The organism is Enterococcus mundtii (assembly GCF_002813755.1).
GTDB lineage: Bacteria > Bacillota > Bacilli > Lactobacillales > Enterococcaceae > Enterococcus_B > Enterococcus_B mundtii.
The window spans coordinates 80,320-105,558 of record NZ_CP018061.1; the positions used below are offsets into that span (position 1 = coordinate 80,320).

Annotated in this window: 22 protein-coding genes; 20 read left to right on the forward strand and 2 right to left on the reverse strand. The window is 37.5% G+C overall.

Features of this window, described 5'->3' with window-relative positions; genetic code table 11:
• Positions 1–24: 24 nt before the first annotated feature.
• A complete protein-coding gene (locus EM4838_RS00415; protein ID WP_071866211.1) occupies positions 25–2,574 on the forward strand; it encodes an HAD-IC family P-type ATPase in 2,550 nt (849 codons plus the stop codon).
• 235 nt (positions 2,575–2,809) lie between these two features.
• On the opposite strand, the gene EM4838_RS00420 is transcribed toward EM4838_RS00415, so the two are convergent.
• Positions 2,810–4,252, reverse strand: a complete 1,443-nt coding sequence (locus EM4838_RS00420; protein ID WP_071866212.1) for a helix-turn-helix domain-containing protein — start codon at positions 4,250–4,252, stop codon at positions 2,810–2,812.
• 116 nt (positions 4,253–4,368) lie between these two features.
• Here EM4838_RS00420 and EM4838_RS00425 point away from each other — a divergent pair, with 116 nt between their 5' ends.
• From EM4838_RS00425 to EM4838_RS00465, 9 genes are all read left to right on the forward strand, one after another.
• On the forward strand, positions 4,369–4,968 hold the full coding sequence (locus EM4838_RS00425; protein WP_071866213.1) for an NUDIX hydrolase N-terminal domain-containing protein: 600 nt from the start codon (positions 4,369–4,371) through the stop codon (positions 4,966–4,968).
• 68 nt (positions 4,969–5,036) lie between these two features.
• Entirely contained in the window at positions 5,037–5,489 is a 453-nt protein-coding gene (locus tag EM4838_RS00430; protein ID WP_071866214.1) for a MarR family winged helix-turn-helix transcriptional regulator, read from the forward strand.
• A gap of 13 nt (positions 5,490–5,502) precedes the next feature.
• Entirely contained in the window at positions 5,503–6,030 is a 528-nt protein-coding gene (locus EM4838_RS00435; RefSeq protein WP_071866215.1) for a GNAT family N-acetyltransferase, read from the forward strand.
• Between the two features lie 3 nt (positions 6,031–6,033).
• Entirely contained in the window at positions 6,034–6,744 is a 711-nt protein-coding gene (locus tag EM4838_RS00440; protein ID WP_071866216.1) for a B3/B4 domain-containing protein, read from the forward strand.
• Positions 6,745–6,963: 219 nt separating this feature from the next.
• Positions 6,964–7,374 (forward strand): VOC family protein, encoded by a 411-nt coding sequence (locus EM4838_RS00445; RefSeq protein ID WP_071866217.1) that lies wholly within the window; start codon positions 6,964–6,966, stop codon positions 7,372–7,374.
• A complete protein-coding gene (locus EM4838_RS00450) occupies positions 7,355–7,615 on the forward strand; it encodes a hypothetical protein (protein WP_019724093.1) in 261 nt (86 codons plus the stop codon). The genes EM4838_RS00445 and EM4838_RS00450 overlap by 20 nt, the downstream gene beginning before the upstream one ends.
• Positions 7,616–7,841: 226 nt before the next feature.
• A complete protein-coding gene (locus EM4838_RS00455) occupies positions 7,842–9,152 on the forward strand; it encodes an NCS2 family permease (protein ID WP_071866218.1) in 1,311 nt (436 codons plus the stop codon).
• 104 nt (positions 9,153–9,256) lie between these two features.
• Positions 9,257–9,796: a hypothetical protein gene (locus tag EM4838_RS00460; RefSeq protein WP_179948048.1), complete on the forward strand. Its 540-nt coding sequence runs from the start codon at positions 9,257–9,259 to the stop codon at positions 9,794–9,796.
• 21 nt (positions 9,797–9,817) lie between these two features.
• On the forward strand, positions 9,818–10,168 hold the full coding sequence (locus tag EM4838_RS00465; RefSeq protein WP_071866219.1) for a DUF7006 family protein: 351 nt from the start codon (positions 9,818–9,820) through the stop codon (positions 10,166–10,168).
• A 309-nt stretch (positions 10,169–10,477) separates the two neighbouring features.
• Here EM4838_RS00465 and EM4838_RS00470 read toward each other — a convergent pair whose 3' ends face one another.
• Positions 10,478–11,374 (reverse strand): helix-turn-helix domain-containing protein, encoded by an 897-nt coding sequence (locus EM4838_RS00470; protein WP_071866220.1) that lies wholly within the window; start codon positions 11,372–11,374, stop codon positions 10,478–10,480.
• Between the two features lie 218 nt (positions 11,375–11,592).
• On the opposite strand from EM4838_RS00470, the gene EM4838_RS00475 reads away from it, so the two are divergent.
• The 10 genes from EM4838_RS00475 to EM4838_RS00515 all read left to right on the forward strand — a co-directional run bounded on the left by EM4838_RS00475 (position 11,593) and on the right by EM4838_RS00515 (position 25,199).
• The gene (locus EM4838_RS00475; protein WP_071866221.1) at positions 11,593–12,234 is read left to right on the forward strand and encodes a sugar O-acetyltransferase; all 642 of its coding nucleotides are present in this window, start codon (positions 11,593–11,595) and stop codon (positions 12,232–12,234) included.
• A gap of 56 nt (positions 12,235–12,290) precedes the next feature.
• Complete coding sequence (locus EM4838_RS00480; RefSeq protein ID WP_233433752.1) at positions 12,291–14,036, forward strand: excinuclease ABC subunit UvrA; 1,746 nt, start codon at positions 12,291–12,293, stop codon at positions 14,034–14,036.
• Positions 14,009–14,569: an ATP-binding cassette domain-containing protein gene (locus EM4838_RS16745; RefSeq protein ID WP_233433753.1), complete on the forward strand. Its 561-nt coding sequence runs from the start codon at positions 14,009–14,011 to the stop codon at positions 14,567–14,569. The genes EM4838_RS00480 and EM4838_RS16745 overlap by 28 nt, the downstream gene beginning before the upstream one ends.
• A gap of 609 nt (positions 14,570–15,178) precedes the next feature.
• The gene (locus EM4838_RS00485) at positions 15,179–17,242 is read left to right on the forward strand and encodes a BspA family leucine-rich repeat surface protein (RefSeq protein WP_100917221.1); all 2,064 of its coding nucleotides are present in this window, start codon (positions 15,179–15,181) and stop codon (positions 17,240–17,242) included.
• A 177-nt stretch (positions 17,243–17,419) separates the two neighbouring features.
• A complete protein-coding gene (locus EM4838_RS00490; protein WP_100917222.1) occupies positions 17,420–17,908 on the forward strand; it encodes a hypothetical protein in 489 nt (162 codons plus the stop codon).
• Positions 17,909–18,573: 665 nt separating this feature from the next.
• Positions 18,574–18,882: an LPXTG cell wall anchor domain-containing protein gene (locus EM4838_RS00495; protein WP_233433754.1), complete on the forward strand. Its 309-nt coding sequence runs from the start codon at positions 18,574–18,576 to the stop codon at positions 18,880–18,882.
• A 24-nt stretch (positions 18,883–18,906) separates the two neighbouring features.
• Positions 18,907–19,713: a WxL domain-containing protein gene (locus tag EM4838_RS00500; protein WP_100917223.1), complete on the forward strand. Its 807-nt coding sequence runs from the start codon at positions 18,907–18,909 to the stop codon at positions 19,711–19,713.
• A 90-nt stretch (positions 19,714–19,803) separates the two neighbouring features.
• Positions 19,804–20,868 (forward strand): WxLIP family cell surface protein, encoded by a 1,065-nt coding sequence (locus EM4838_RS00505; RefSeq protein WP_100917224.1) that lies wholly within the window; start codon positions 19,804–19,806, stop codon positions 20,866–20,868.
• A gap of 199 nt (positions 20,869–21,067) precedes the next feature.
• Positions 21,068–23,854 (forward strand): WxL domain-containing protein, encoded by a 2,787-nt coding sequence (locus EM4838_RS00510; RefSeq protein ID WP_233433755.1) that lies wholly within the window; start codon positions 21,068–21,070, stop codon positions 23,852–23,854.
• Between the two features lie 61 nt (positions 23,855–23,915).
• On the forward strand, positions 23,916–25,199 hold the full coding sequence (locus EM4838_RS00515; protein ID WP_100917226.1) for a helix-turn-helix domain-containing protein: 1,284 nt from the start codon (positions 23,916–23,918) through the stop codon (positions 25,197–25,199).
• The last annotated feature ends 40 nt before the right edge of the window (positions 25,200–25,239 follow it).

Consider the following 25,239-nt stretch of genomic DNA (forward strand, 5'->3'; position numbering starts at 1 on the left):
AATGAAATACAGGAGGGATTGCCGATGACATGGTACAAAGAAACTGCTGAACAAACAATGAATAAATTAAAGACGACCAAAGATGGTCTTTCAAATCAAGAACGTACCAGTCGTTTAGAAATACAAGGACGAAATGAAATAGAAGTGAAAAAGAAAGTCAGTCCGCTTCGGAAGTTTTTGAAGCATTTTACGGATTTGTTGATGATCATCCTGATGGTGGCTTCTGTCTTGAAGTTTTTAACGGGTGATTATATTGAAGGTAGTATTATTTTACTTGTAGTGATCATCAATAGTTTTGTTGGTTATTGGCAAGAAAGAAAAGCAGAAGAGTCACTCAATGGGCTAAAAAGTTTAATGAGTCAAGACGCAGTGGTTCTTTCTGAAGGCGTCAAGAAAAGTATCCCTGCCACTGAGATCGTGCAAGGGGATATAGTTAGTTTAACAGCTGGAGATGTCGTGCCTGCCGATATTCGTTTAGTCGAAACATATGGTTTGATGATCGAAGAAGCTGCGTTGACCGGTGAATCCGATGCGGTAGAGAAAATGAGTGAGCCGTTAGTCGATGAATTAGGCGCAGGAGATCAACTCAATATGGCTTTTTCAGGTACACTTGTCCAAGCTGGATCGGCGCTTGGTGTCGTCGTTGAAACAGGGAATACGACAGAGATTGGTAAAATCAATCAGGCATTACAATCAGTTCAACAACAAACGACCCCTTTGGTTCGCAAGATCCATCAGTTGAACAAGCAAATCTTCAGAGGAATCGTTTTTCTAAGTTTATTCTTGATTTTCTTTACCTCATTTAGGTATGGCTTAGAATGGAACTTTTTATTCTCAACGATCATTGCGTTGATCGTTTCTATGATCCCCGAAGGCTTGCCAGCGGTATTGACGATGATCCTCTCACTGGGGGTCAATGAAATGGCACAAGAACAAGCGATTATCAAAGGACTACCTTCCGTTGAAACACTTGGTTCAATGACGGTGATCTGTTCAGATAAAACGGGTACGTTGACTAAAAATGAAATGACTGTTGTGGAAACAATGACAGAAGATGAGACACGCTTACTTGAAATCATGAAAAATTGTCAAGAAGTGCAAACGAAAGATGATCAAGTAGTTGAAACGTTGAGTGGCAATCCAACTGAGCTGGCTTTATTACGATACACAGCTGAACAGAATCTTCCCCTAAAAACGGCGCTTGCTAAACTGCCATTTAGCTCAAGTTATAAATATATGGCAACATTGCATGAAGAACAGGACCATGCAGTAGTGTTTGTCAAAGGAGCGCCAGAAGTTTTATTATCGAAATCTTCTTTGTCACAATCAGAACAGCAACAATGGATCAACCAAGCATCACAACTAGCAAAAAAAGGCCAACGTGTATTAGGGTTCGCCTACAAGCAATTGCCTATTGAGCAAGAGTTAGACCATGCACAGTTGCAACAACTGACATTTGTTGGGATTGCAGGAATCATTGATCCACCAAAAGAGAGTGCGATCCAAGCGGTAAGAGAGTGTCAGCAAGCAGGGATCTCGGTGAAAATGATTACTGGTGACCATAAAGACACAGCCCAAGCAATTGCTGATCAAATCGGGTTGAAGCATACGAGTAATGTCCTTGAAGGAATCGATATCGATCGACTCTCTGATCAAGATTTAGCGAAGAGAGTGAGCAAAGTCGATGTCTTTGCTCGAACGACTCCGGAGCATAAATTAAGGATCGTAGAAGCTTTGCAGAAAAATGGTGAAATCGTTGGGATGACTGGTGATGGTGTCAATGATGCGCCAGCATTGAAACGAGCAGATGTAGGAATCGCTATGGGGATCAAAGGAAGTGAAGTCAGTAAACAAGCCGCAGATATGGTTTTAGGCGATGACAACTTCCATACGATCGCTAAAGCAGTCAAAGAAGGACGTCGGATTTTAGATAATTTACAAAAAACGATCAGCTTCTTCTTACCTACATCTTTAGCACAAGGTTTGGTGATCATCTGGGCATTACTTGCGAATCAGCCATTGCCTTTGACACCGATCCAAATCTTATGGGTCAATATGGTGACAACAATCACGTTATCCTATGCGTTAGGTTTTGAACAAGCAAGTAAAGACACGATGAGTCGGCCACCAAGAGATCCCAACCAAGGGATTTTGACTAAGTACAATGTTTTCCGGATTTTCTATGTGTCCCTCTTGATCATTATCCCAGCTTATTGGTTGGCAATGCAGTTTGAAGGTCAAGCATTACAACAAACTGTTCTTTTACAAAACATTGTTGCTGCCCAAGCCGTCTATATGATCAATTGTCGTGAGCAAGTCGATGCTTCATTGAATAAAGGCTTCTTCCAAAATAAATTCTTATTTATTTCATTAGGTATTTTATTTGTCCTCCAAACTGGAGTCATTTATCTACCCTTTGCGCAACAAGTCATTGAAACAACAAGTTTGAGCTTTGCTCAACATTTACCAATCCTTGCAAATGTACTTCTATTATTTACAATCGTAGAAGTTGAGAAACGAATCAGTAAAACATGGATCAAAAGAAAAGAAAGAGAAGCTTTTGCCGGTAACTGAGAATCGTCGATCGTTCAAGAGATAAAGGCAAAGCGGCAGTCTTCCCCTAGGTTACAGTAGAGGAAGGCTGTCGCTTTTTCTGTCTTATTACTCAGTGCTGAACGCTTCTTTCACAACCTGATAAATGGTGTTCAAGAAGCAACACTTCAATAATAAGCCAAAAAAATCAAAAATGAAAAAGCCATTTTCGATTTTCCTGTTTTATTACTCAGTGCTGAACGCTTCTTTCACAACCTTACAAATAACTTCTAAATGTGAGTTCGGTCAATTGGTCGAGCTCATTTTTTGTTGGTATGGTAGAGATGTAGATGATTGGTATCGGGACTTGGTCGAGGGGGGTGTTTGAGACGAACAAGTCGCTTTTATGGAACGTGATGTCAGAAAGTTGAGATAATTCTACTGGAATCAACTGAACTCGTTTCCCAAAGTAATCATTTAATTCTTGTTGCAAAAAGGCTTTCCAAGAGGGTTCGCCTTGAAAGAAGAAATACAGGTTCAATTTATTTGGACGAACGGATAAGATCGCTTGCTGGATCAAAAATGATAAGAGGCGTAGAAAGTATTCGTCTTCTTGGACAGGTAACTCTTGTTTCAGTTGCTCAAGTAATTCTTGTTTGAATGGGTACAACTGTGGATATTGTTGCTCATATTCTTCCAAGAAATAGTGATACTGCAAATTCAACTGCTCGATCAAGATAGGTGATTCATGATATTTCAACAATAACAAGATCAAGTTATCCGCAAGTTTTGTCTCGTTTAGTTTTTCTAAGTGCAAGGTATCAGCTAAATCCTGAACGAATTGTTTGATCTTGCCCGAAAAAGGATAACTTTGCAAGATATCTGCTACGGGTTCTTGGTATTGATTGTTGTAATTCCAACTTTCTAAAAAGCAAAAGAAAGCAAAAATCAATTCATCTTTTTGTAAATAAACGCCTTCTAATTCATAAAGCGTGGTCAATTCAGTCGCATACGTGGAGTAAAGAGTATCTTCAGGTTCAAAGAAAGAGTCCTCGATACGGCAGTTTGCCTTAACACGTATCGTGTTGATGAAAAACCAGCAAATGCCAAAAATCTCTTCTGTTTCAACAGAAAAAGGGGTTTGCTTCAAGCGTTTCAAAAAACGAAAGTAATGGGATTCATGGATGGAATAATCTTCAAAAAAATAATTATTATGAGTAAATGGCATCAAAAGACGATGATAAAACAAGCGGATCGCATTCTCAGAACCACTCATCGTACTTGTATATTTTGTCAGCTTGATCTGTAACCCATAACGAAGGAGTTGGCGATTGACTTTTCTTGTATGGCGTTTCAGCGTTTCGTAAGAAAGTCCATTGGCTGCTAAGAAATTGGTTGTGGAACATTCCTTTGTAAACAATAGTTCTTTGATCAATTGTACACTAACGGATTGCTTTAGAAACAATTCCCACAGATCATTGGCAAGTAGATTTTGTTGGTTGAGTAAACGAATCCCTGACTGATCACTATCGATCAACCAGCCATCAGGTAACTGTGAACGGATCACTTGTAAATCGGAAAAAATCGTACGTTCCGTTGTATTTGTTTCTTCAGCAAGCTCATTGACAGTGATTTTGGGATGGTTTAAAAGTAGTTCAATCAACGTGACTTGTCGTTGTAAATCTTTTTCAGTGATGATTTGATGCATGAGCGAGTACATCCAACATCCCTCCTTTTAAAACAAATTATAACACAATCCTTGACTTACATAAGCGGTTTCTTGTAGTTTTGGAGTAAGAGATAACAGCGTGGATTTATTGAAAGGAATGAATTGTAATGACAACAAAAAACGAAAAATACAAACGTTTATTAGCGATCGCAGAAGCCGGTCTCTTCTATGGCAAAGATCCATTTGACGAAGAACGTTACCAAGAATTGAAAGCGATCGCTTTATCATTATTAAGTAATGGCGACAAGGAAATCGAAGAACGCCTTGAATTTATTTTAGAACAAAATGAAGGGTATCCAACACCCAAAGTCGATGTACGTGCCTTTATCAAACAAGAGGATAAAGTACTGTTAGTGGAAGACAGCCATACAAAAGAATGGGCATTACCGGGTGGTTTTGCGGAAATCGGCTATTCACCAAAGGAAAATATCGAAAAAGAGGTGAAAGAAGAAACTGGGCTAACAGTGACGGTGGATCAACTACTGGCGATTTTTGATACCAATACCCGAAAAGATATTCCACAAGCCTTTCAATACTATAAAGTCATTTTTGGATGTTCGATCATCGGAGGTTCTTTTATCACAAATAATGAAACTTCAAACAGCGCCTTTTTTGCATTGGACGATTTACCTACTCTTTCCCAAAAACGGACGACAGAAGAACAGCTTGCGATCTTAGCGACAGGTCATTTGCCTTATTTTGACTGATCAATATATTTTTGTTGCATTTGCAACAAAAATCAGTACAATAAAAGTACAACTAAAGGAGAGAAGAGATGGCTGAGATCATAAGAGAAATCGGCGCGATAGCACGAGCGTTAGATTCGATCAGTAATATTGAGTTCAAGGAAGTCGCTTTGACGAGGGGGCAATACCTGTATCTCGTTCGGATTTGTGAAAATCCAGGCATCATTCAAGAAAAAATAGCCGAAATGCTTAAAGTCGATCGAACGACAACTGCCCGTGCGCTGAAAAAGCTGGAAAGTAATGGCTTGATTCGACGTGTAACGGACGAACAGAACAAGAAAAATAAAAGGTGTTATCCAACAGCCCAAGGAGAAGAACTTTATCCGATGATCATCCGAGAACACCATCATTCTACGAAAGTCGCTTTAGCTGGCTTGTCTGAAGAAGAAATCCAACAGTTGGAAAGATTATTGACACACGTAAGGAAAAATATCAGCGAAGACTGGAATTTTGTAAAAAAGGGCAATAAACGCCTGTATTGAAAGGAATGTTGGAGTGGGAAAGGTAGAAATCAGACCGATTGTGGGAAGTGAAGTAGAACGCCTTCAAGCAATCAGCATTGAAACATACACAGATACTTTTGGCGAATATAACACGCAGGCAGATATGGATGCATATCTTTCGCAAGCGTATGATTTGCAGCGATTGACAAAAGAACTGATCCAGCCAGAATCAGCTTTTTTCTGGGCGCTAGATCATGGCGAAATTGCGGGTTATCTAAAACTGAACATAGGAAAAGCACAATCCGAGGAAATGCCTGAGGATCATCTAGAAATCGAACGGATCTATATTCGACCACCCTATAAGAAAAAAGGGATCGGCACTCACTTGATGAACTGGGCGTTGGCTCAAGCGAAAGCACAGGGAAAAACAGCTGTGTGGTTAGGTGTGTGGGAACATAATGATCCAGCCCAAGCTTTTTACCGTAAGCATGGTTTCATACGCCAAGGACAACATGTGTTTTATATGGGAGACGATGCACAGATCGATCATATTTTAGTCAAAAAAATTAACGAGGTGTAACGAATGAAAAAATTTGTAGCAGATCCATCATTTTGGGAAGTGTTCCCAGAAGCAAAAATCGAGATCTTAACGGTAGAAGGGATCAATAACGAAGTCGTTGAAGAAAACAAAGCAGATTATTATGACAAATTGAATCGTGCTGCTAAAGAAGCAAGAAATTATTTAACAGAAGAACCTTTTAGTCAAAATGAAGTGATTGCACAATGGCGTCAAGCGTTTACCCAGTTCAAGACCAAAAAAGGCGCACGTTCATCGATCGAGGCACTACTAAAAAGAGCCAGTCAAGGTCGCGAATTTTTCCCGATCAGTCCGTTAGTGGATATCTATAATAGTATCTCTTTGCGCTTTGGCGTACCCTGTGGCGGAGAAGATCTTGACACGATCGTTGGGGATCTTCATTTGGGTAAAGCCCAAGGTGGAGAAAATTTCTTGCCATTAGGCGCAGAAGCAGATGCCCCCGCATTAACAGAAGAAATCATTTATTATGATAAAGAAGGCGCAGTTTGTCGCTGCTTTAACTGGCGTGAAGCGCAACGGACCATGTTAACAGAAAAAACGACGAACGCTGTATTGGTGATCGAGGCAGTCAACGCACAACAAGCAGAAGTTGCCGGAAAAGCAATGACTGCTTTACAAGAAGACATTGAACGAACATTTGGTGTAACGAGTACTAGACAAACAGTGACGAAAGAACAACCAGAAATCACTTTGTGACCGGACACGTAGGAAATAACCAAAACGATGGAGTCACTCGTAATCTTCAAACAAAGCAAACTTGAAGATTGCGGGTGATTTGTCTTTTGATCGCTTAACACGAAAATAAGCAACCTTCGCTCAATCATCTTGTGCTTAATAGCAGTGACTTCCACTAAGTGTGTTTCCGCTTTCGTGCTATAATGAAAACAAGCTTTTATTTAGAGGAGGCGTTGTCAAATGATCCATAAATCTCGTGTCATGCTATACGTCGAAGATGTCGCGTTAGTCAGTCGGTTTTTCGTTGAGCAATTGAAGGCAGAAATAGTAGAAACGTTGGAATTGCCAGAGGAATATCAAAGCATTGTCTTGCGTATGTCGCAAGAATTGGAGTTGGCTATTTTTCCTCGGACATTCGTTGAACGATTTTCACCAGAAGTGTTAGGACCACCACCGTCTATGATTTTCTTTACAGATAAGTTTGACGAACTTTACGAACAAATCGAAACAGCTGGTGAAATTTTGGAGAACAATGGCTTGTTGACGTTTAACTTTTCCGATCCTGAAGGAAATTTTTTTGTGATGGCAAAATTAGAATCGACAGAAAAAGTAGATGAAAGGGAGACAGAAGATGAAAATCTCGATCACTGAAACACTTGAAGATTATTTCAAAAAGCAACGGATGAAAAAGAGTGATAAATTGAGAATGAAGAATTTGAAATCTGGGAAAAATCCTGCCAAAGGATGGAATAAAATGGTCGATACAGGCTTCGGTGGTTTAAATTCATTAGATTATCGTGGAAAAGGGAGTAATTTACCGATCAGCCAAATCGACAATCAGCAATTTCGTGCGGAAGAACAAAAGCGAATCGGTAAAGAAACCCATAGATAGAAGCTTCTTCAACTATTGTGTACTTAGTTTTATTTATTAGTAATCGACATACTCTTCTCTAAATGAAAGCGGAATAGGTAAATAGTAATGTTCGGATTTTTGATTAAATCCGAATTTTTTGTTTACTTATTTCTATATTTGGGATAATATTAAACACGTTGTTTTATTAATAAATCTAATATAGTAAGAACTTTTTTATAAATGTTCGGTTTTAGGGGGATGAACGATGAAGGAAAAGATACTTTCCTACTTCGAGATTGACGCACTGAATACGACGGTGAAACGTGAGATACTGGCTGGGTTTACGACATTTATCTCTATGGCATATATCTTATTTGTCAATCCAACAGTACTTGGTGCTTCGGGGATGGATGAAGGGGCAGTGTTTACTGCGACAGCATTAGCCAGTGCCATTGGCTGTATTTTGATGGGGGTCGTTGCACGCTACCCAATTGGAACAGCGCCTGCGCTAGGAATCAATGCCTTTTTTGCTTACTCAGTCTGTTTAGGTATGGGAATTCCATGGGAAACAGCATTGGCAGGAGTGTTCGTCGCTTCGTTGATTTTTATTTTGATCACCATTTTTAAATTACGTGAGATGATCATTGATGCCATTCCAACAGACTTGAAGTTTGCGATTTCTGGCGGGATAGGTTTGTTTATTGCCTTTCTAGGCTTGAGTGAAGGTGGCTTGATCGTAGCAAATGAATCAACTCTTGTTGGATTAGGTTCATTGAGTGTCGGTTCCACTTGGTTGACGATTTTTGGTTTAGTCATTACCGCGGTATTGTTAGTTCGTCGCGTACCAGGAGGGATTTTTATCGGGATGGTAGCAACCACGCTTCTAGGACTAGTCACTGGACTGATCCCTATGCCTTCACAGCTTGTTGCGGCAGCACCTAGCTTGAAACCGACTTTTTTAGTTGCATTGAAACACGTCGGTGATATCAATAGCTTACAAATGTGGGTAGTCGTTTTGACGTTCTTGTTAGTGACATTCTTTGATACAGCTGGAACATTGGTTGGCCTAGCAAACCAAGCTGGTTTCATGCAAGATAACAAAATGCCACGTGTTGGGAAAGCATTAGCTTCGGATTCTACTGCGATGTTAGCTGGTTCATTGTTAGGTACATCGCCAGTTGGGGCTTTTGTTGAGTCATCCGCAGGGATCGCCGTTGGTGGACGATCTGGACTAACTGCAATCACAACAGGGATTTTATTCTTGTTCGGATTATTTTTCTCACCATTATTATCAGTCGTGACTTCTCAAGTGACTGCACCTGCGCTGATTTTAGTTGGTGTGTTGATGGCCCAATCATTACGTCAGATCGAATGGGGAAAAATGGAGATTGCGATTCCTGCTTTCTTGATCTTGATCGGTATGCCGTTGACTTATAGTATCTCAGATGGGATTGCACTAGGATTCATCTTTTATCCAATCACCATGCTAGCAGCAAAACGTGGCAAAGAAGTCTCACCGATCATGTACGCGCTATTCTTTGTCTTTATAGGATTCATGTGGATCTTGAATGTTTGATTGATTTAGGTAGAACTTGAGTGTTCATTCGCTTTTAAAAGAGTGTGGAACAGTCCAGTCGTCCTTTCTCGAAAATAAAAAACGAGTCTGATTTTGATGTTTTTTTGTCAAAATTGGACTCGTTTTTTGTCTCACATCTGATCAATGAAGCGTTGAGCCCGGTATTGAGTAAAGAGTTAGAAGAAGTCCGTGTCATGGTCAAGAAAACCTATGGACAGTTCCATGAGATCAATTCCTACTTCTTACAAAAGCATGCGCAGACACTTCGCTTTTCAGCAGTGACCTTTGAAGATGTGGCCGTCAGTTTTACGTTATACATGGATATGTTATTTCATTATTATCAACCAGTCAAACAGGTTTTGTTTTTACTGGAGGGGAATTATTTGGTGGTACAATCGATTCGCCTGCAAGCCCAAGAACTTTTGAGTGACCATTACAATTTACTCTTTCTTCCGCTAAAGGAATTGACGCAAGAACGCTTGAATGATGCACAGATTGATTTAATTGTCACAAACTATCGGCCGTACCTTTTGGATTACGCGCTGGAAACTGAGTATATTTTAATGAATAGTATTACTACGGTGCAAGACTGGACACGGGTCAAACACCAGTTGAATCCATTGATCGATCGGATCGTTTTTTAAAAGAAAGAAGGAAAAAGAACTATGGCGGTATTTACTACCCAAGAAGCCTATCTTCAAGGGTTTCAAAGTACTTTGGAAGAAGTAGAGAAACGAGAAAGCCAAGTCCTGAAGGACTATATACAGAGCCAAATGAACCAATTGGAGAAGTTAGTATCACAAGTTTCTCAAGAAAATTTCTGGAAAGTCTTACCCGAAATCTTAGGGATCGATGCGAAGCTAGGCATCTTCTCAGAATTGATTGTCTTTGATGATTTTTCGAATGAGTATATTGTTCGAATGGTTGAAACAGATTATCGTACCTATTTCAAAGAATTATGTGGGTTTAATCTTAGCATGGAGCCGAAACATTCCATGATTTTCAATGTTTTATGATTATCCGCTCGCTGACAATCTTAATCGATATGAAGAAAAATTAGCAGGATAATCATTATCTAAGAAACGAATTCTTTTTCAGAATCGATAATGCATACTAAACAAACATTTAGTTGAACATGTAATTTATAGTTTTTTGTTGAGATATTTTATGGGTTCAGAAACTTATAAGTTTAGGGCCATTTAATTTTAGTCAGGGTGCAATCTCTTTAATGTATCTTTTCAAAGGTTCTTGTTTTTGATTAAAAAAGCGCGATAGTATTAAGACTATGATTTTTTAATAATAACATAATTATTATCATGGTTCCTTTACTTGCGGTATTGGCCAGGCGTTGTTCCCAAATATTTTTTGAATACTTTCCCAAAATATTCTGGTGTGGAAAAACCACACGAGCTTGAAATATCTTTTATTGTTCGGCTCGTACTTGTTAATAGCATTGTTGCCATTGATAAACGATAGCTGGTCGTATACTCCATAGGTGTTTTTTTTAGAAACTTTTTGAAGCAGCGAAAACATTCAGTTCTACTAATTCCTGAATGTTTGGCAATTTCTTCGACCGTGATACATTTTCCGTAATTTGAGTGGATAAATGTTAACATTGCCTTCATATATTGTGTTTGAATCGATTCTTCGCAAAACATAGTTTTTTCTGTGAGATGATTCATTTTTGATGTCAAAAGACGCCATATTCTAGAAACTAATTCAATACAATATAATTCAAAACCTGTTTCAGTACCAGTTAATCCACAAATTTCTATGATGCTTTCAGTTATTGATATATCAATCGATTCTTCAGTATTTAAATATATGAATGGAAAATGGGAATCGAACACTTTGCTTATATTATTAAAGTAAAAATTATCGAAGATTGTTAATTCAAAAAAACTAATGGGAAATACTAGACCTGCGAGTATAGTTCCTTCTTGCAATGCTCTAACACTATGTAATTTACCAGAAGGAACATAGATTCCTTCCCCATGATGTAAAGTGACGGTTGTTGTGTTTTTTTCACTAGAGAAAATAATATATTCAACACTTCCTTTTAAAACAACTGAAAACTCCACTTCTTCATGCCAATGACATTCCCATGTTCTATTAAAATAGTCATCAAAATGATCTACACATGTTGTCACAGGGATATATTGATTTCTATGGGAAATTCTTTCTCTTAAATCGTTTTGTAATTCTAGCATTTTCACTTCCATTTAAAACCTACTCCTAAATTAAATTATTGTTGAAAAGAAATAATTGGTACTATTTTACCATATAAACATCTGATTTTATCTTATTTTAATTGCATTGTGGATGTATAATGCCTTAGTCGGATAAAAAAGTATTCATTTTTGTGAAATACTAAAATTTATTTTTTTGAATGAATATGAACTAGTTGATTTAATATTTAGAAAAAGGAGAAATTGGTAAAATGAATAATAAGGAAAAATATCATGATTTACTAAATAGCGGAGAAATATATGACAGTGTAGATAGTGAATTAATTGAATATCAGGGAGAACTTGTGAAAAAAATAAGTGAGTTTAATCATACTTCAGAAACACCTGAAGGACATAAAAAGAGAGAAAAGATATTGAGAGAAGTGCTTGGAACATATAATGAAGGGTTATACATTATTCCTCCAATTTTTGCAAACTGTGGATTGAGGAATGTACATGTTGGTACAGACGTAGTTATTAATTTTAATGCGAATTTTGTAGACGATGGTGATATTTTTATTGGTGATGATTGTATGATTGGTCCTAATGTTTCTATAGCAACTGCAGTCCATCCTGTTTCCCCGAAGTTAAGAAAACACAAGCTCCAGTTTAACAAGCCAGTTCATATTGGCAATAATGTTTGGATCGGTGCTGCAGCGACTATTCTTCCTGGTGTAACAATCGGGGACAACTCGATTGTAGGAGCAGGAAGTGTTGTAACACGTGATGTAGAACCAGATAGCATTGTTGTTGGATCTCCCGCAAAATTGTTAAGGAAGATAAATGCTGAGGATGATATATTCTATGATGGCAGCAAAAAAATTCCTAAAGAAATCCTAGATAAATATCTATAGTGCTTATAGTTGAAAATTGATCAGTCACAGGGAATAAAACGATTGGAGGAAAGATTATGAAGAACAACGATAATGATGATATTAGGATAATAAATGCTTCTGAGAATAATTTGAAACATGTAGATATCACTATACCAAAAAATAAATTAGTAGTTTTTGCAGGTGTCTCAGGCTCTGGAAAAAGTTCTTTAGTTTTTGATACGATAGCAAAAGAAAGTAGTCGCCAATGGCAGGCTGCCTATCCTTTGTATGTTCGTAATAAAATGAAAAATTATGAAAGACCGAATGTTGAAGGGATATATAATCTAACTCCCTCAATAGTTGTAGATCAAAAATCTTTAGGACATAATGGTCGATCGACCGTAGGAACAGCTGTAGATGCTTCTCCATTATTAAGACTACTATTTTCGCGTGTAGGAAATCCAAGCGCAGGAGGGTCTATGGCATACTCCACCAATCATCCTGCAGGGGCATGTCCTAAATGTTCTGGTATAGGTAAAGAATTGGATATAAACGTTGAAAGTTTGTTTGACAAAACAAAAAGTTTGCATGAAGGGGCAATACGATTCAGTCAGTTTTCTTCAGGATGGCAAAGCCACTTATATCAAAATAATCCTCTATTAGATCCTGACAAATTGGTGAAATTTTTTTCAAAAGAAGAGTTGGATATATTATACTATGGATCAAATGATCCTATCAAAATTGAAATACGATCTAATAATTCTGGACGAATCGACAAAGTTGATTATGAGGGTGTAGTCCCTCGCTTTCAAAGGCTTTATGTAAATAGGGATATTTCAAAATTGAAGAAAAACTTGCAGATAGAAATTGCTGAACATGTTTATGAAAAGACATGCTCAGTTTGTAATGGGACGGGATTAAATCCTAATGCGCTGGTATCTAAAATTAATGGGTATAATATAATTGATTTTATGAATGTGACGGTTTCAGAATTATTGCCTTTAATGAAAAAAATTGAGAATCCTATAGGAACTTCAATCGTTCAACAACTTATTCCTACGTTGACTCAAATGATTGACGTTGGGATAGGCTATCTTTCATTATCAAGAAGGACTAATACATTGTCTGGGGGGGAATTACAACGAATAAAAATTGTTCGTAATTTTGGAAGTAGCTTGAATAATATAACGTATATATTTGATGAGCCAACAGCAGGACTACACCCATTTGACGCAGAAAAGATTGGGAATTTACTTGTTGATCTTAGAGATAAAAAAAATAATGTCCTTGTAGTCGAACATAGTCAACAGATGCTAGCTCTTGCTGATCATATTGTTCAATTAGGACCAGAGGCAGGTATAAACGGAGGGCAAGTTGTGTTCGAAGGGGATCTGCTGAGTTTAAAAAAATCGAATACCTCCGTAGGAAGTGCTCTTCGACAAACAATAGAACTGAATGAAAATCCGTTACCATGGAGTACAGGATATGAAATTTTAAATGCAAGTCAAAATAACTTGAAAAATATAGATGTCACTATTCCTAAAGAAATAATGACTGCAATAACAGGTGTCGCCGGTTCGGGCAAGTCTTCTTTGATACGACAAGAATTTGTTAAACGCTATCCTGAGGCAATAGTGATTGATCAAAAACCCATTGGAACCTCTATTCGTTCCACTCCGGCAACATATACTGGTGTGATGGACGAAATAAGAAATCTATTTGCAAAAAAAATCACGTTTCAGCAAGTTGGTTCAGCTTCAACTCTAAAGGGGCTTGTCAAATATGTAAGGGAAAAGGAACGATTTCTTACGATATGGCATTTGCTGATTCGGTCACTGTAGTGTGTGAAGAATGCAAGGGCAATCGTTATAATAGCAAAGCGTTGAATTACAAATTTAATGGTAAAAGTATTGTTGAAGTGATGGATTTGACAATTATAGAAGCAATATCTTTCTTTCAATCAGAAAAGATAAACGATTTGCTCAATAGCTTACTTAATGTAGGACTTGGCTATTTAACGTTAGGTCAACCTACTAGTACATTATCTGGAGGAGAAGTTCAAAGAGTAAAACTTGCTAGTGAACTTCATAAAAAAGGAAACATTTACGTATTAGATGAACCCAGCACGGGTTTACATCATAAAGATATACAAAAACTGCTCAGCTTATTAAGAAAATTAGTGAATCAAAATAATACAGTTATTCTTGTCGAACATAGACTAGAGTTGATAGCTGCGTGTGACTGGATAATTGACCTAGGGCCTGGTGGAGGAAACGAAGGCGGAAACATTCTCTTCAGTGGAATTCCTACCGATATTGTAGATTGCCATGAGTCAAAAACTGGCAGGTATCTAAAAAAAGAAATATTAATTTAAAAAGACCGTACATGATACCCTTTGAAATTTTACCAAAAATAGGGACCGAAAACCTGTAGTTTTTGGTTCTTATTTTTTTGTAATGTTAGTTTCTTACTAATGATTAAGCGGATTATAAACACATAGTTTTTTTCGATATCAATTCTGTTATAAATAGATATTCAGGAAAAAAGTCTATTAAGTAATTTCGTGTATTTACCTTTTAGGAGGTCGGGACAGAAGTGTTCAGCCTTATTTCCGAAGAGGTTACTTCTGTTCTCGCCGTTTATTCGGTTTTAGTTGGTGGGAGAGAACTAATGTCCCACTCTCTTTTTGATTCTCCATTCCACAGCTCTTTCAGTAACCCAAATAATTAGGTCAGAAAGTCCCATTTATAGAGGTCAACAGAGTATACCCTGTTAGTTTTTAATTAAAATTTTCCCCTCTTTAATTTGTATAGAATGCTAGAACTTATAAGGATGATTCTTTATAAGTTCTTTTTTTGTTTAAAAATTTAACAATATGAAATAAATGTACACTCGGTTCGTTTTTGTAAACCTCAAGGGAATCTAATTTTGTTAAATTATTAATTGTTCTGAGGCGTTGGTTTATTTGAAACGGAGGCGAACGATGAAAAGGAAAACTTTAATAGTAGTGATTCTGGCGGTATTAAGTATTCCAGCCAATATAAGTTATGCGGTTGAAAATGAAGTTTTATTTGAAGATACAATTGATAGTGAAGTACTTGATGAAATACAAGATGATCAATTAGAGGATATTGAATCATCTATGGAGATAGACGCTGAATCAGGGTTAGAGGAATCTTCGGAGGAAGTAAAAGAGTCTGATGAGCCGACAGTTTCTGAATCAGTAGATCAAGAAGAAGTAAAAGAAAGTTCAATAGAAGTTACAAAGACACAAAATAAAGAAGCAGAGGTAATTGCTTCAGGTCAAAATGGAACTGGATTTACTTGGACTCTGTACGAAGATGGGGTACTTGTCTGTGGGGGAGGAACATGGTCAGGATCTTTTTCTGCATGGTACTCTTGGCGAAGTCAAATAACTAAAGTCATTATTACTGACGAAATAGATCCGCCCAACAATAGTGACGGATTTAGTACGATGTTTTATAACTGTAGCAATTTAATAGCAGTCGAAGGATTGGAAAAATTAAAAACAGGGAATGCAAAGTCTTTTGCTTATATGTTTTATAACTGTGAAAGCTTAGAAACAATAGATGTATCAAGTTTTGATACTAGTAGTTCAACAAGTTTTGCTTATATGTTTTATAACTGTGAAAGCTTAGAAATGATAGATGTATCAAGTTTCGATACTAGTAGTTCAACAAGTTTTGCTTATATGTTTTATAACTGTAAAAGCTTAGAAACAATAGATGTATCAATTTTTGATACTAGCAGTTCAACAAATTTTGCTTCAATGTTTGCTTTATGTAGAAATGTTAAAGAATTGGATGTAGCTAATTTTGATGTAAGTAAAGCAATAGATTTATCAGGAATATTTCAAGGTTGTAGATCTATAAGTTCAATCGATGTAAGCAAATTTAATACTGAAAATACCACTAATTTTAGGTCAATGTTTGTAGGTTACACAGGTGAAAAACTAAATGTTTCGAACTTTAATACTGAAAAAGCAACTGATATGAGTTTTATGTTTCAAAATGTATCTAATATTACTGAATTAGATGTGTCAAACTTTCAAACGAAAAACGTACTGAATATGGAGTATATGTTTTCAGGAATGACAAGTTTAAAAAAATTGAACTTAAAAGGATTTGATGTTTCAAATGTAGAAAAAATTTCTGCGTGCTTTTCTGGATTAGCTAGCATTGAAAGATTAGATCTATCTCATTTTGTGACAAACAATTTGCGAGAAGCAGAGTATGTATTTAGAAATATGACGAATTTAAAAGAATTAAATATTGATAATTGGATTATACCGTCTAATGTTTCAGTTTATAAATTCTTTGAAGGTACCTTATCTACCAAAATTACGATTGGTTCTAGAGTAACATTAAATACCCTTATGTATATGCCCGATCTTAGTAGAGGATACGTATGGGCAGACACAAATGATGAAATAATAGATAGTGATCAATTAGTTGCTTTTCATAATAAAAATGGAGTAAGCAACACCTATCGAATCGAAGAGTTGCATACCTTGACATTTGATACGATAGGAGGGTCAGAAGTTGATAGTCAAAGAAGTATTATCGGTAAAAATTGGATTGTTCCTGATATACCAGAAAAGAAGGGATATATATTTGACTATTGGTCGACAGACAAAGATGGAGAAAATCCATATGATTTCAAAACTCCTATCTCCAGCTCACTCATATTGTATGCACAATATACTCCAGCCTATACCGTGAGCATACCAGCAACTATAAATCTAAACGAAACTAATCAATTAAAGGTAGTTGCGGAAAATTATGTGGAAGCAAAGACTTTGATCATTTCAACAGATGAAAAAGTGTCATTAAGAAATATACACGATAGTACACGGATACTTGAGAAGGAGATTACTAAAGAAAAAGAATATCCTGAATCAACTAATGTATTAGAAGTAGCAGGTATAAAAAAGGAAGAAAATACTTTATACATTCAGCAAGCTGAAGAAAAAGAATTAGCAGGAACCTACGAAGGGATTTTAAATTTCACCATAGATTTTTATTAGGAGTAAGTACATGAATGAAACTAAAAAAATACTTTATACATTTTGTTTGGTTGTTATTTGTAATCTGATTGCATTAATTATAGGGATTCAGATAAGGAAAGTGGGGTTATAGAATTGTAATAGAGGTAAAAAACTATAATAGAACGAAAATCAAATCAGAAAAAAAGGAGAATATTTATGATTAAAAAAATTATTACAGGATTTACAGTGCTAGCGTCTTTAAGTCTATTTAGTGGCATCGTACAAGCAGATGACCAAACTGAAGTGGAATACGAGGTTGGAAGTGAGTATGTTATTTCAATACCTTCTAAGGTTGTTTTAGATAATTTTGGATCTGTGCCATTAACAATCAACTCTGTTTCTCACAATTTGAGTCCAATGAAATTAGTTTCAATTTCGTTAACTGATGGTTTAATTGATGCAGGAGAAATTGAACTTAAAAGATTCATTGATCCTACAACAACTATAAATGCTTATGTTACTTTAGATGGAAATGCACTACCAGTTAATAATACTCTAAGAACTTATGACTATACAGCAGGACAAACAGAAGAACTGGCTAGGTTAGAACTAGGTATTCTTGGTTCGCTAAATACATTTAAAGCTGGTACTTATTCTACTACATTAACATTTACATCTGAGATGACTGACAAAGTGATTGGTTAATCAAGAAATATATTTGGAATGTAACGTGGGGGGGATATTTAGATGCGGGCAATCAAGTTTGTTTTGTACTTATGATGCAGACAATTAAAAACTAGCTGTGGTTACTTTATATGGAAATAAAATGTTCAATGTATCTAAAGATTAAAAATTGTATGTTTCTTGATGTTCGAAAAAGTCCAACGGGGTATACCCTGTTGGACTTTCTATTTCGCTTTTAAACACTTAAATTAGAAAATGACATCGAAGTTGAGCAAGAAAAATAAAAGATAAGGATCAAAAAACTTAAATATTTTTGATCCTTACCTTTTATTTTTTTTTGAGCACTAATTATTTTCTCCCATTCATTCTGATGAATCAATGATTTCATTTGTTTTTTTTGGTTATTTTCTAGATATGCATAACGAGGTGAAAATTGTGATTTTTAATATTGTATAAAATATTATAAGATAATAAATATAAAGAAGGTTGAAAGATAAGCCTTTTTTGTTCACTAAAACTTATTAAAAACCATCATTTTTTGGAATAACGAAATACTTATATGTGCTAAGTTAACGAAACCCCAATTTAACAACATTACTTTAGACATCTGACAAGTCCGGATGTCTATTTTTGCTGTACACCCAAAAACGATAGTTTTTGAGATAGATTTTAAAGGAGGAGGGAAGATGCGAAAAACTATTGGTCTTATGATTGGTCTAATATCCCTAATAATAGCGATACAATTTCCGACGCAGGTTTATGGTACACAGGTCCAATCCGTCGAGTCAGAAGGATCCATTGGATTTACAGGAACTTATGAACCGATCGGACCACCAGATCCACCTCCCAGCACCAGTCCACAAAAGCCGGGAGGAACTTTGCCGAAAACCAATATGATCGGTAGTTCACTCGGACTATGGATTGGCAGTTTGTTAGTGGCAGGTGTTTTATTAGTCGTAGGGAAGAAAAAAAGAAAAGCAACACAAAAAAATTAATTAAAAGAAAGCAGGAATTTAAGCATGAAATTTATTCGTTTAGCAACGGTAGCCGCATTATCAACCACGATTTTCGCAGGAGGCGTACAAGTCTTTGCTGAAGATACAGGACAAGATTCAAAAGAAGTACGTAAAACAACGACGTCCGGTCAGGTCACCTTCACTCCAAATATTGAAGACACAATAGTAGAACCTGATCCTGAAGGGCCAGAAGTGACGATCCCACCAATTCCTGGTACAGGACCACTAACGATTGCAACAGTTCCAACAATGAACTTTGGGACTAAAGTTATCTCAACTACTGATGAACATTACAACATGATTGCGGAAATGCAACAGAAAGTCGGAACAACAGGCGAAGAAAATATGATTCCTTATATTAGTATGGCACAAGTTCAAGACACCCGCGGTACCAATGAAGGATGGGAACTGAGCGTGAGTTTAAGTGAATTTCAAGCAGAAACTGATACTCTAAATCGTGTGTTAAAAGGCGCCCAAATCACGTTATTCGATCCTTCTCTTCGTTACAGTGTGAATGATGCAGATCAGGAACCAACGATTCACGCAAGTGGTTTAGAGTTGATTCCAAATGAAGATGCCGTGCCGATCATGACGGCTGCTAACCGAAAGGGTGGTGGAACTTCTTCCGTTGTTTGGGGAGATCATGATACGCTCGCAAAACAAGTTGAAGATGGAGTAGATGTCGTCGAAAATAAGGCGATCCAATTGTTTGTTCCTGGCTCGACTGCCAAAGATGCAGTAACGTATACCTCTACATTGACATGGGAATTAGAACTAACACCAGATAATGAGGCACCTGAAGAGGTTTAAGAAGTAACCATTCTTATTTCTATGTTCTATTAGTCACTGGCAGCGTTACAGATTTCTGTGACGCTGCTTTTTTAGAAAGGATTATGACAAATGATACACAAACAAACGATGCAAAAAAGTCTATGGTTGCTTATAGTGGTGCTCTTCTTTTTCTTGCCACATCCGACGGTCCAGGCCGAAGAAGCTGGTTTAAATACGTACGTTACCCCTCTTTTTCCAGAGAGCCAAGTGGATGAAAGCAAAGGATACTATGAGTTATTGCTCTCACCCGGGCAAAAAGAGACTTTGCGAGTAGAAGTCGGCAATTCCAGTTCAGAACCAATCAACGTTCAGGTGACACCACATACAGCTTATACGAATACTTTGGGGAATGTCGAGTATGGCAAAGATGCCGAAGAAGTGGATCCAACCTTACCCTACTCTTTGGATGAGTTGATGACTCCTTCGGAGGTCATTACTGTAGCGGAAAATGAAACAAAGGTCATAGACATTCCTTTACAGATGCCTAAAGACCCCTTTGAAGGGTATTTAGCTGGCGGTTTACGAATCGCCGAAGTAAAAGAAGAGGAAGATAGTGATGTTCCAGAAGGAGAAGGCGTAGCTATCAAGAATGAATTTGCCCATGTGGTAGGTGTGGTCGTCAGTAATACCCGAGACTCGGTACAACCGGAGTTGGAACTATTAGATGTGTTTGCGGATCAATTGAACTATCGCAATGTGATCAGTGCCACGCTACAAAACTTTACGCCCACTTTTGTCAATCAATTGGCGGTGGAAGCTACCGTGAAACGAGCAGGGGAGAACGAGGTGCTCTATAAGGCTGAGAAAGAAATGATGCAGATGGCCCCAAATTCTAATTTCAACTTCCCGATTTCTTTAGAAGGTGACCGTTTTCGAAGTGGGAACTATGTCCTAGAATTAACAGCTACATCGGGAGAGAATGAATGGTCATGGACGCGTGAATTTACGATTGAAGCCGATGAAGCCCGCAAGTTAAATAGAGAAGACGTGATGATTGATTCAAGTATCAATTGGTGGCTAGTAGCCACACTTGTTTTGTTTGCGGTACTTTTACTTATTACTGGTTGGTGGTTAATAAAAAAAAGAAAAGAGAATAAGAGTGAAAGGGTGAAAGACAATGAAAAGGAAAAATAAACTCGCTTTATTTTGTGTCATTTTTCTTTGTTCTCAGCTAGTTACACTTCCACTGACAATTGGTTTATCTACCTCTGTTCAGGCAATCGAAAATACGACTACAATTGATTCTTCGACGACCTTTAATGAGCATGAACAACTTAAAGATAAACCGATCTTCTCATTTCAAGAGACTCAAGCAACCTGCTCTATTGGAGAAGTGTTTACTTTAGTAATGATTGCAGATCAAAAAGTTACTGAAGCAGCAATAACTTTACCGGAAGAAACAGCAGTTCTAGATGACGAGTTAGCGCATGGAATCACTGTAAAACAAGACCTAGAAAAAAATCAAATAGAAATAAAAATGGCTGTTCCACAAAAAGTATTTAGTATTCCTTTGGTTTTTGAGCAGACAGGCATGTATACAATTACTTTAGGAGAAGCAACGATGACGCTTGAGATAGTTGGTGAAGAATCATCCCAAGAACATAAAGGAAACAAAGTAACTGATTCATCGAGTGAAGATAAAAAGGAGGAAACAATAGAGTCCTCTTCTTCAGAAGAAGAACTACCTGATGCCGCCACACTGAATGAACCAAACCAAGAGGTAAATCAGGAAGCAAATGATGTTGAAGTGAATAGTGATGATCTAATTAACGTAGGCTCATGGGTTGATTTTATCGAAGCCTTTTCAAATCCATCTATATCTACAATAGAAATTACTGATGATTTTGAAGTTCCTACAACGCCATTAACTGGCTTAACAGGTATGGTAACTGGAAACAATTCTAATGTGACTGGAGGAGCCACGTTCGTTTATTTGACGAGGAGTAGTATCTCTAGAAAATTAGCTATTAATGGCAATGGACATCAAATCGATTTTGGGGCTGTTTCATTGGGCTTAAGGTCAGCAACACATAATGCCAATTCCCCATGGGATATTACATTTAATGATTTGGATATCTACTCAGGGAATTGGTGGGGGTTTTTTCAAACAGTAAACCTCACTTCAGCACAACATGCACTTTCTAATATCACTCTAAATAATATCAATGGGTATGGTAACGAATTAATTGCTCCTTATTATACGAATGTTAATATTTCTGGAACAGTTAACAATCATATTACTGCAACTTATAGCTCTAAATTCCGTACGGATTGGAGAGTGAATACGGTAAATTCTGTAAATTTAGAAACTAGAAGTTTAACTATTAAGGAAGATGGAGAACTTAATTTGTCAACTGTCAATAGCGGGAATATTATTATAGGATTAGGCGGGTTAAATGCTAATTTGACATTAGAACAAAATGCTACAATCAACATGGAATCTAATGGAACGGGGACTGGGGATAATGCGAATGGCAGAGGTTCTAGTATAGATATCGCCAATGGAGATCTGATCATGAAAGAAGGGTCAACTATTAACATTGACAATAAGAGAAGTTATTCAGCGATAACCTTGCGTAGCAGTAACTCTACGTTAAAATTGGAAGATAGTGCTAAAATAAACATCGAGTCAACAGGTCATACCAATAACTCAAATGCGATAGATAGAAATTTAGTTTATATGGCTGCTGGGAGTTCTTTACTAGTAGGCGAGAATGCGGAATTTAATATCAATGCCACAGGAAGAGGCAGTGCAACATCAAACATTGTCCATGTAGCTGGAAATGCAAACTTCCAAATTGCCAAGGATGGGTCTCTAGATATAAAAAGTGATAGCACGTCAATCAGTCAAAGTTTACTTAATTTTGCCTCAGCAGGTTCAACATTCGAATTCTCTGATGCCAAAAAAGTGAACTTAGAACGTACGACACCTATTTCTGGATCTACCTCTAATGGACTGATTAGTATCGCTGGAACTACAGGTCTTCTAGATATCGATGTCCAATCTGTTAAGCAATGGGATAGAGATAATTTTACAGAAGAACCCGATTATTTTTGGACCCCTATTTTTAATTTAATTCTTCGTTACAATACGATAAATCCAACAATCACGAATGTTTCTTCTATCTTTCAAGAGACGATGACTAGCTTCAATGAAGCTTTCACTACACGTAACGTTCAGAGAATACTCTTTGAAAAAATACCAGATGTGGAGATAACTATTGACCCTCTAACAGAAGACGCATTGGAAGTAAATTCTTATACTATTACCGGCAAGGCTTCTCCGCACAGTGTAATACGGTTCTCTGGTGATCCAGCAATACCAGATGGTGAAATTCCATCACCAAATTTTTCGGAAACCGATAAATATCATGTGACTACTGATGAAAATGGAGACTATTTATATGAGTTACCTAAAGATTCACTATTCACTGAAGGAAACGAAGTGACGGCTTATGCCTACCTAAATGGAAAATCTGCTAATGCAAGTACGATTGTTGAAAAATCGAGAAGACCACCTAATCCTAAGGATCCGATGAATCCCGAAATTGAAGTCGATCCAGAAAATAAACCTGAGCTCGAAGAAGAACAAGGTTTATTAAGCATTGATTTTGCTTCTCAATTCACATTTGGTCAACAAGCGATCTCTACGAGAACGAAGCGGTATTATGCGCAACCGCAACGCTTGTTAAATCCTGATGGAACCGTTAATGAGGCTGAAGAGCGACCAAATTATATCCAGATCAGTGATCGACGGCCAGAAGAGGAACGTCACGGCTGGCAATTAGCAGTTACGCAAAACAGTCAATTTACGGATCTACAGGAAAATGAACTAAGAGGGGCACGTTTGTTTTTAACTAACCAACAATTGGAGTCTATGCACGGAAGTGAAGAGCCGATGTTGTATAATCAAGGCGGTGTCACCTTAATTCCAGGAGAAAAGACTAAACTTTTGACTGCGCTCGATGGCCAAGGAGCAGGTACCTGGATCTATCGGTTTGGTGACGGTGAAAGTGCAAGCGAAAGCGTGGCACTTGAAGTCCCTCCAACCGCGAATCCAAGAGCAAGCACATACGAAACAACACTCACCTGGGAACTAAGTGTAGTTCCCGACAATTAGTCACAAGAAAGAGAAGAGCTACGGCTCTTTTCTTTTTCTTCATAGAAAGGAGAGAAAAGATATGCACATTTTATTTGATCATTTAGTCATGGCGGATAAGACTAAACGATGGCTGGTCTTGTTGGCAACGTTAGAAGAAGAGGAACACGTTATCGCCCACACCTTAGTTGAGCAGACTGGATTTGGGCGACGGACGATTATTGAGGACATGAAGGCGATCAAGGACTACTTTGGTGAGAGAATCCATTTGATCGGCGATGAGAAGGGCTACCACTTTTCTTTTCTTAACCCTAAAGTGTATTATGAGAAGAAACAAGCGTTACTAGATAAAGAGAAACTTTTTCTCTTGGTGGATCAGTTGGCTGCGGGAACGTGTTTAGACAATCAACAGTGGATGGCGTATCTTGATGTTTCGAGTACGCGGTTTCAACGGATGAAACGGCAGCTTCAAACGTTATTAAAGACCTATTATGGGATACAAATTGAATCTAAAAACAATCAATTGTGGGGCGAAGAAGCGGGTATTCGCCAATTCCTTTATGATTTTTATTTCACCTTACCATTGTATCCCAGGTTTCTTTCAGAACATATTCAGGACCTGCATCAGGAGAAAGTGGCGATTCAAGACGGGCCTTGGCACCTAGACCAAACTTTGTTTAATCAATGGCTGAGACTAGCCAAGCAACGGGTTGACCAGGGACATTGCTTACATGAAAAAGTGGCATATAAACAAGTTCAGACGACTCTGACCCAGGCTTTGGATCAACAGGTCAGTGTGGCTCTTCCAGGATCAGAAAAAGCCGCGTTGTTCCTCCTCTCATTAGATGAACGCCAGTTTCTGAACCCTATGACACAACAAGTATTTATCCACACATTTTCACCTGTGAGTGAGTATGAGTTACCAATGCGTGAGACCGAAGGTCTGACTTATGTTTTTTTCGAAACACTCCTCTTTTTAATGGAGGCCTTTTTCCAGTTGCCTACACTTGAAGCACCAGCACAAGTGCCGTATGCAAGCCGTGAGAAACCGTCTCCTTTAGACGTACTCATGAAACGTTTTTTAGCCGAGAAGAAAAAATATAGCCAGACGATTTATGTTTCCTATCAGCTAGTAGGCCCACGTGCTTTGACACGATGGATCAAACAGGAAGTTGAAACGATTTTAAAAAAATCTGGCTTACAGGCGGTTGAAGCTGCCCAAATGAATCCGCTCGGACTAGTACGCTATGTACAAATCGTGAATCAACCACAAGCTAGAAACGCTCGTGCAACGATTGAACTTCCCTACGTACCTAGCAAGGAGAAAATCGCTGAAGTGCTCTCTGTATTTTCTGAGTCAAGATGATTTAACGGTCAGGAAAGATAAATATTTGAAAAAGTGAGGA

Coding starts and splice junctions, on each gene's coding strand:
- EM4838_RS00415 (WP_071866211.1), top strand. CDS start 25: ATGACATGGTACAAAGAAACTGCTGAACAAACAATGAATAAATTAAAG.
- EM4838_RS00420 (WP_071866212.1), bottom strand. CDS start 4,252: ATGTACTCGCTCATGCATCAAATCATCACTGAAAAAGATTTACAACGA.
- EM4838_RS00425 (WP_071866213.1), top strand. CDS start 4,369: ATGACAACAAAAAACGAAAAATACAAACGTTTATTAGCGATCGCAGAA.
- EM4838_RS00430 (WP_071866214.1), top strand. CDS start 5,037: ATGGCTGAGATCATAAGAGAAATCGGCGCGATAGCACGAGCGTTAGAT.
- EM4838_RS00440 (WP_071866216.1), top strand. CDS start 6,034: ATGAAAAAATTTGTAGCAGATCCATCATTTTGGGAAGTGTTCCCAGAA.
- EM4838_RS00445 (WP_071866217.1), top strand. CDS start 6,964: ATGATCCATAAATCTCGTGTCATGCTATACGTCGAAGATGTCGCGTTA.
- EM4838_RS00450 (WP_019724093.1), top strand. CDS start 7,355: ATGAAAATCTCGATCACTGAAACACTTGAAGATTATTTCAAAAAGCAA.
- EM4838_RS00455 (WP_071866218.1), top strand. CDS start 7,842: ATGAAGGAAAAGATACTTTCCTACTTCGAGATTGACGCACTGAATACG.
- EM4838_RS00465 (WP_071866219.1), top strand. CDS start 9,818: ATGGCGGTATTTACTACCCAAGAAGCCTATCTTCAAGGGTTTCAAAGT.
- EM4838_RS00470 (WP_071866220.1), bottom strand. CDS start 11,374: ATGGAAGTGAAAATGCTAGAATTACAAAACGATTTAAGAGAAAGAATT.
- EM4838_RS00475 (WP_071866221.1), top strand. CDS start 11,593: ATGAATAATAAGGAAAAATATCATGATTTACTAAATAGCGGAGAAATA.
- EM4838_RS00480 (WP_233433752.1), top strand. CDS start 12,291: ATGAAGAACAACGATAATGATGATATTAGGATAATAAATGCTTCTGAG.
- EM4838_RS16745 (WP_233433753.1), top strand. CDS start 14,009: ATGGCATTTGCTGATTCGGTCACTGTAGTGTGTGAAGAATGCAAGGGC.
- EM4838_RS00485 (WP_100917221.1), top strand. CDS start 15,179: ATGAAAAGGAAAACTTTAATAGTAGTGATTCTGGCGGTATTAAGTATT.
- EM4838_RS00490 (WP_100917222.1), top strand. CDS start 17,420: ATGATTAAAAAAATTATTACAGGATTTACAGTGCTAGCGTCTTTAAGT.
- EM4838_RS00495 (WP_233433754.1), top strand. CDS start 18,574: ATGCGAAAAACTATTGGTCTTATGATTGGTCTAATATCCCTAATAATA.
- EM4838_RS00500 (WP_100917223.1), top strand. CDS start 18,907: ATGAAATTTATTCGTTTAGCAACGGTAGCCGCATTATCAACCACGATT.
- EM4838_RS00505 (WP_100917224.1), top strand. CDS start 19,804: ATGATACACAAACAAACGATGCAAAAAAGTCTATGGTTGCTTATAGTG.
- EM4838_RS00515 (WP_100917226.1), top strand. CDS start 23,916: ATGCACATTTTATTTGATCATTTAGTCATGGCGGATAAGACTAAACGA.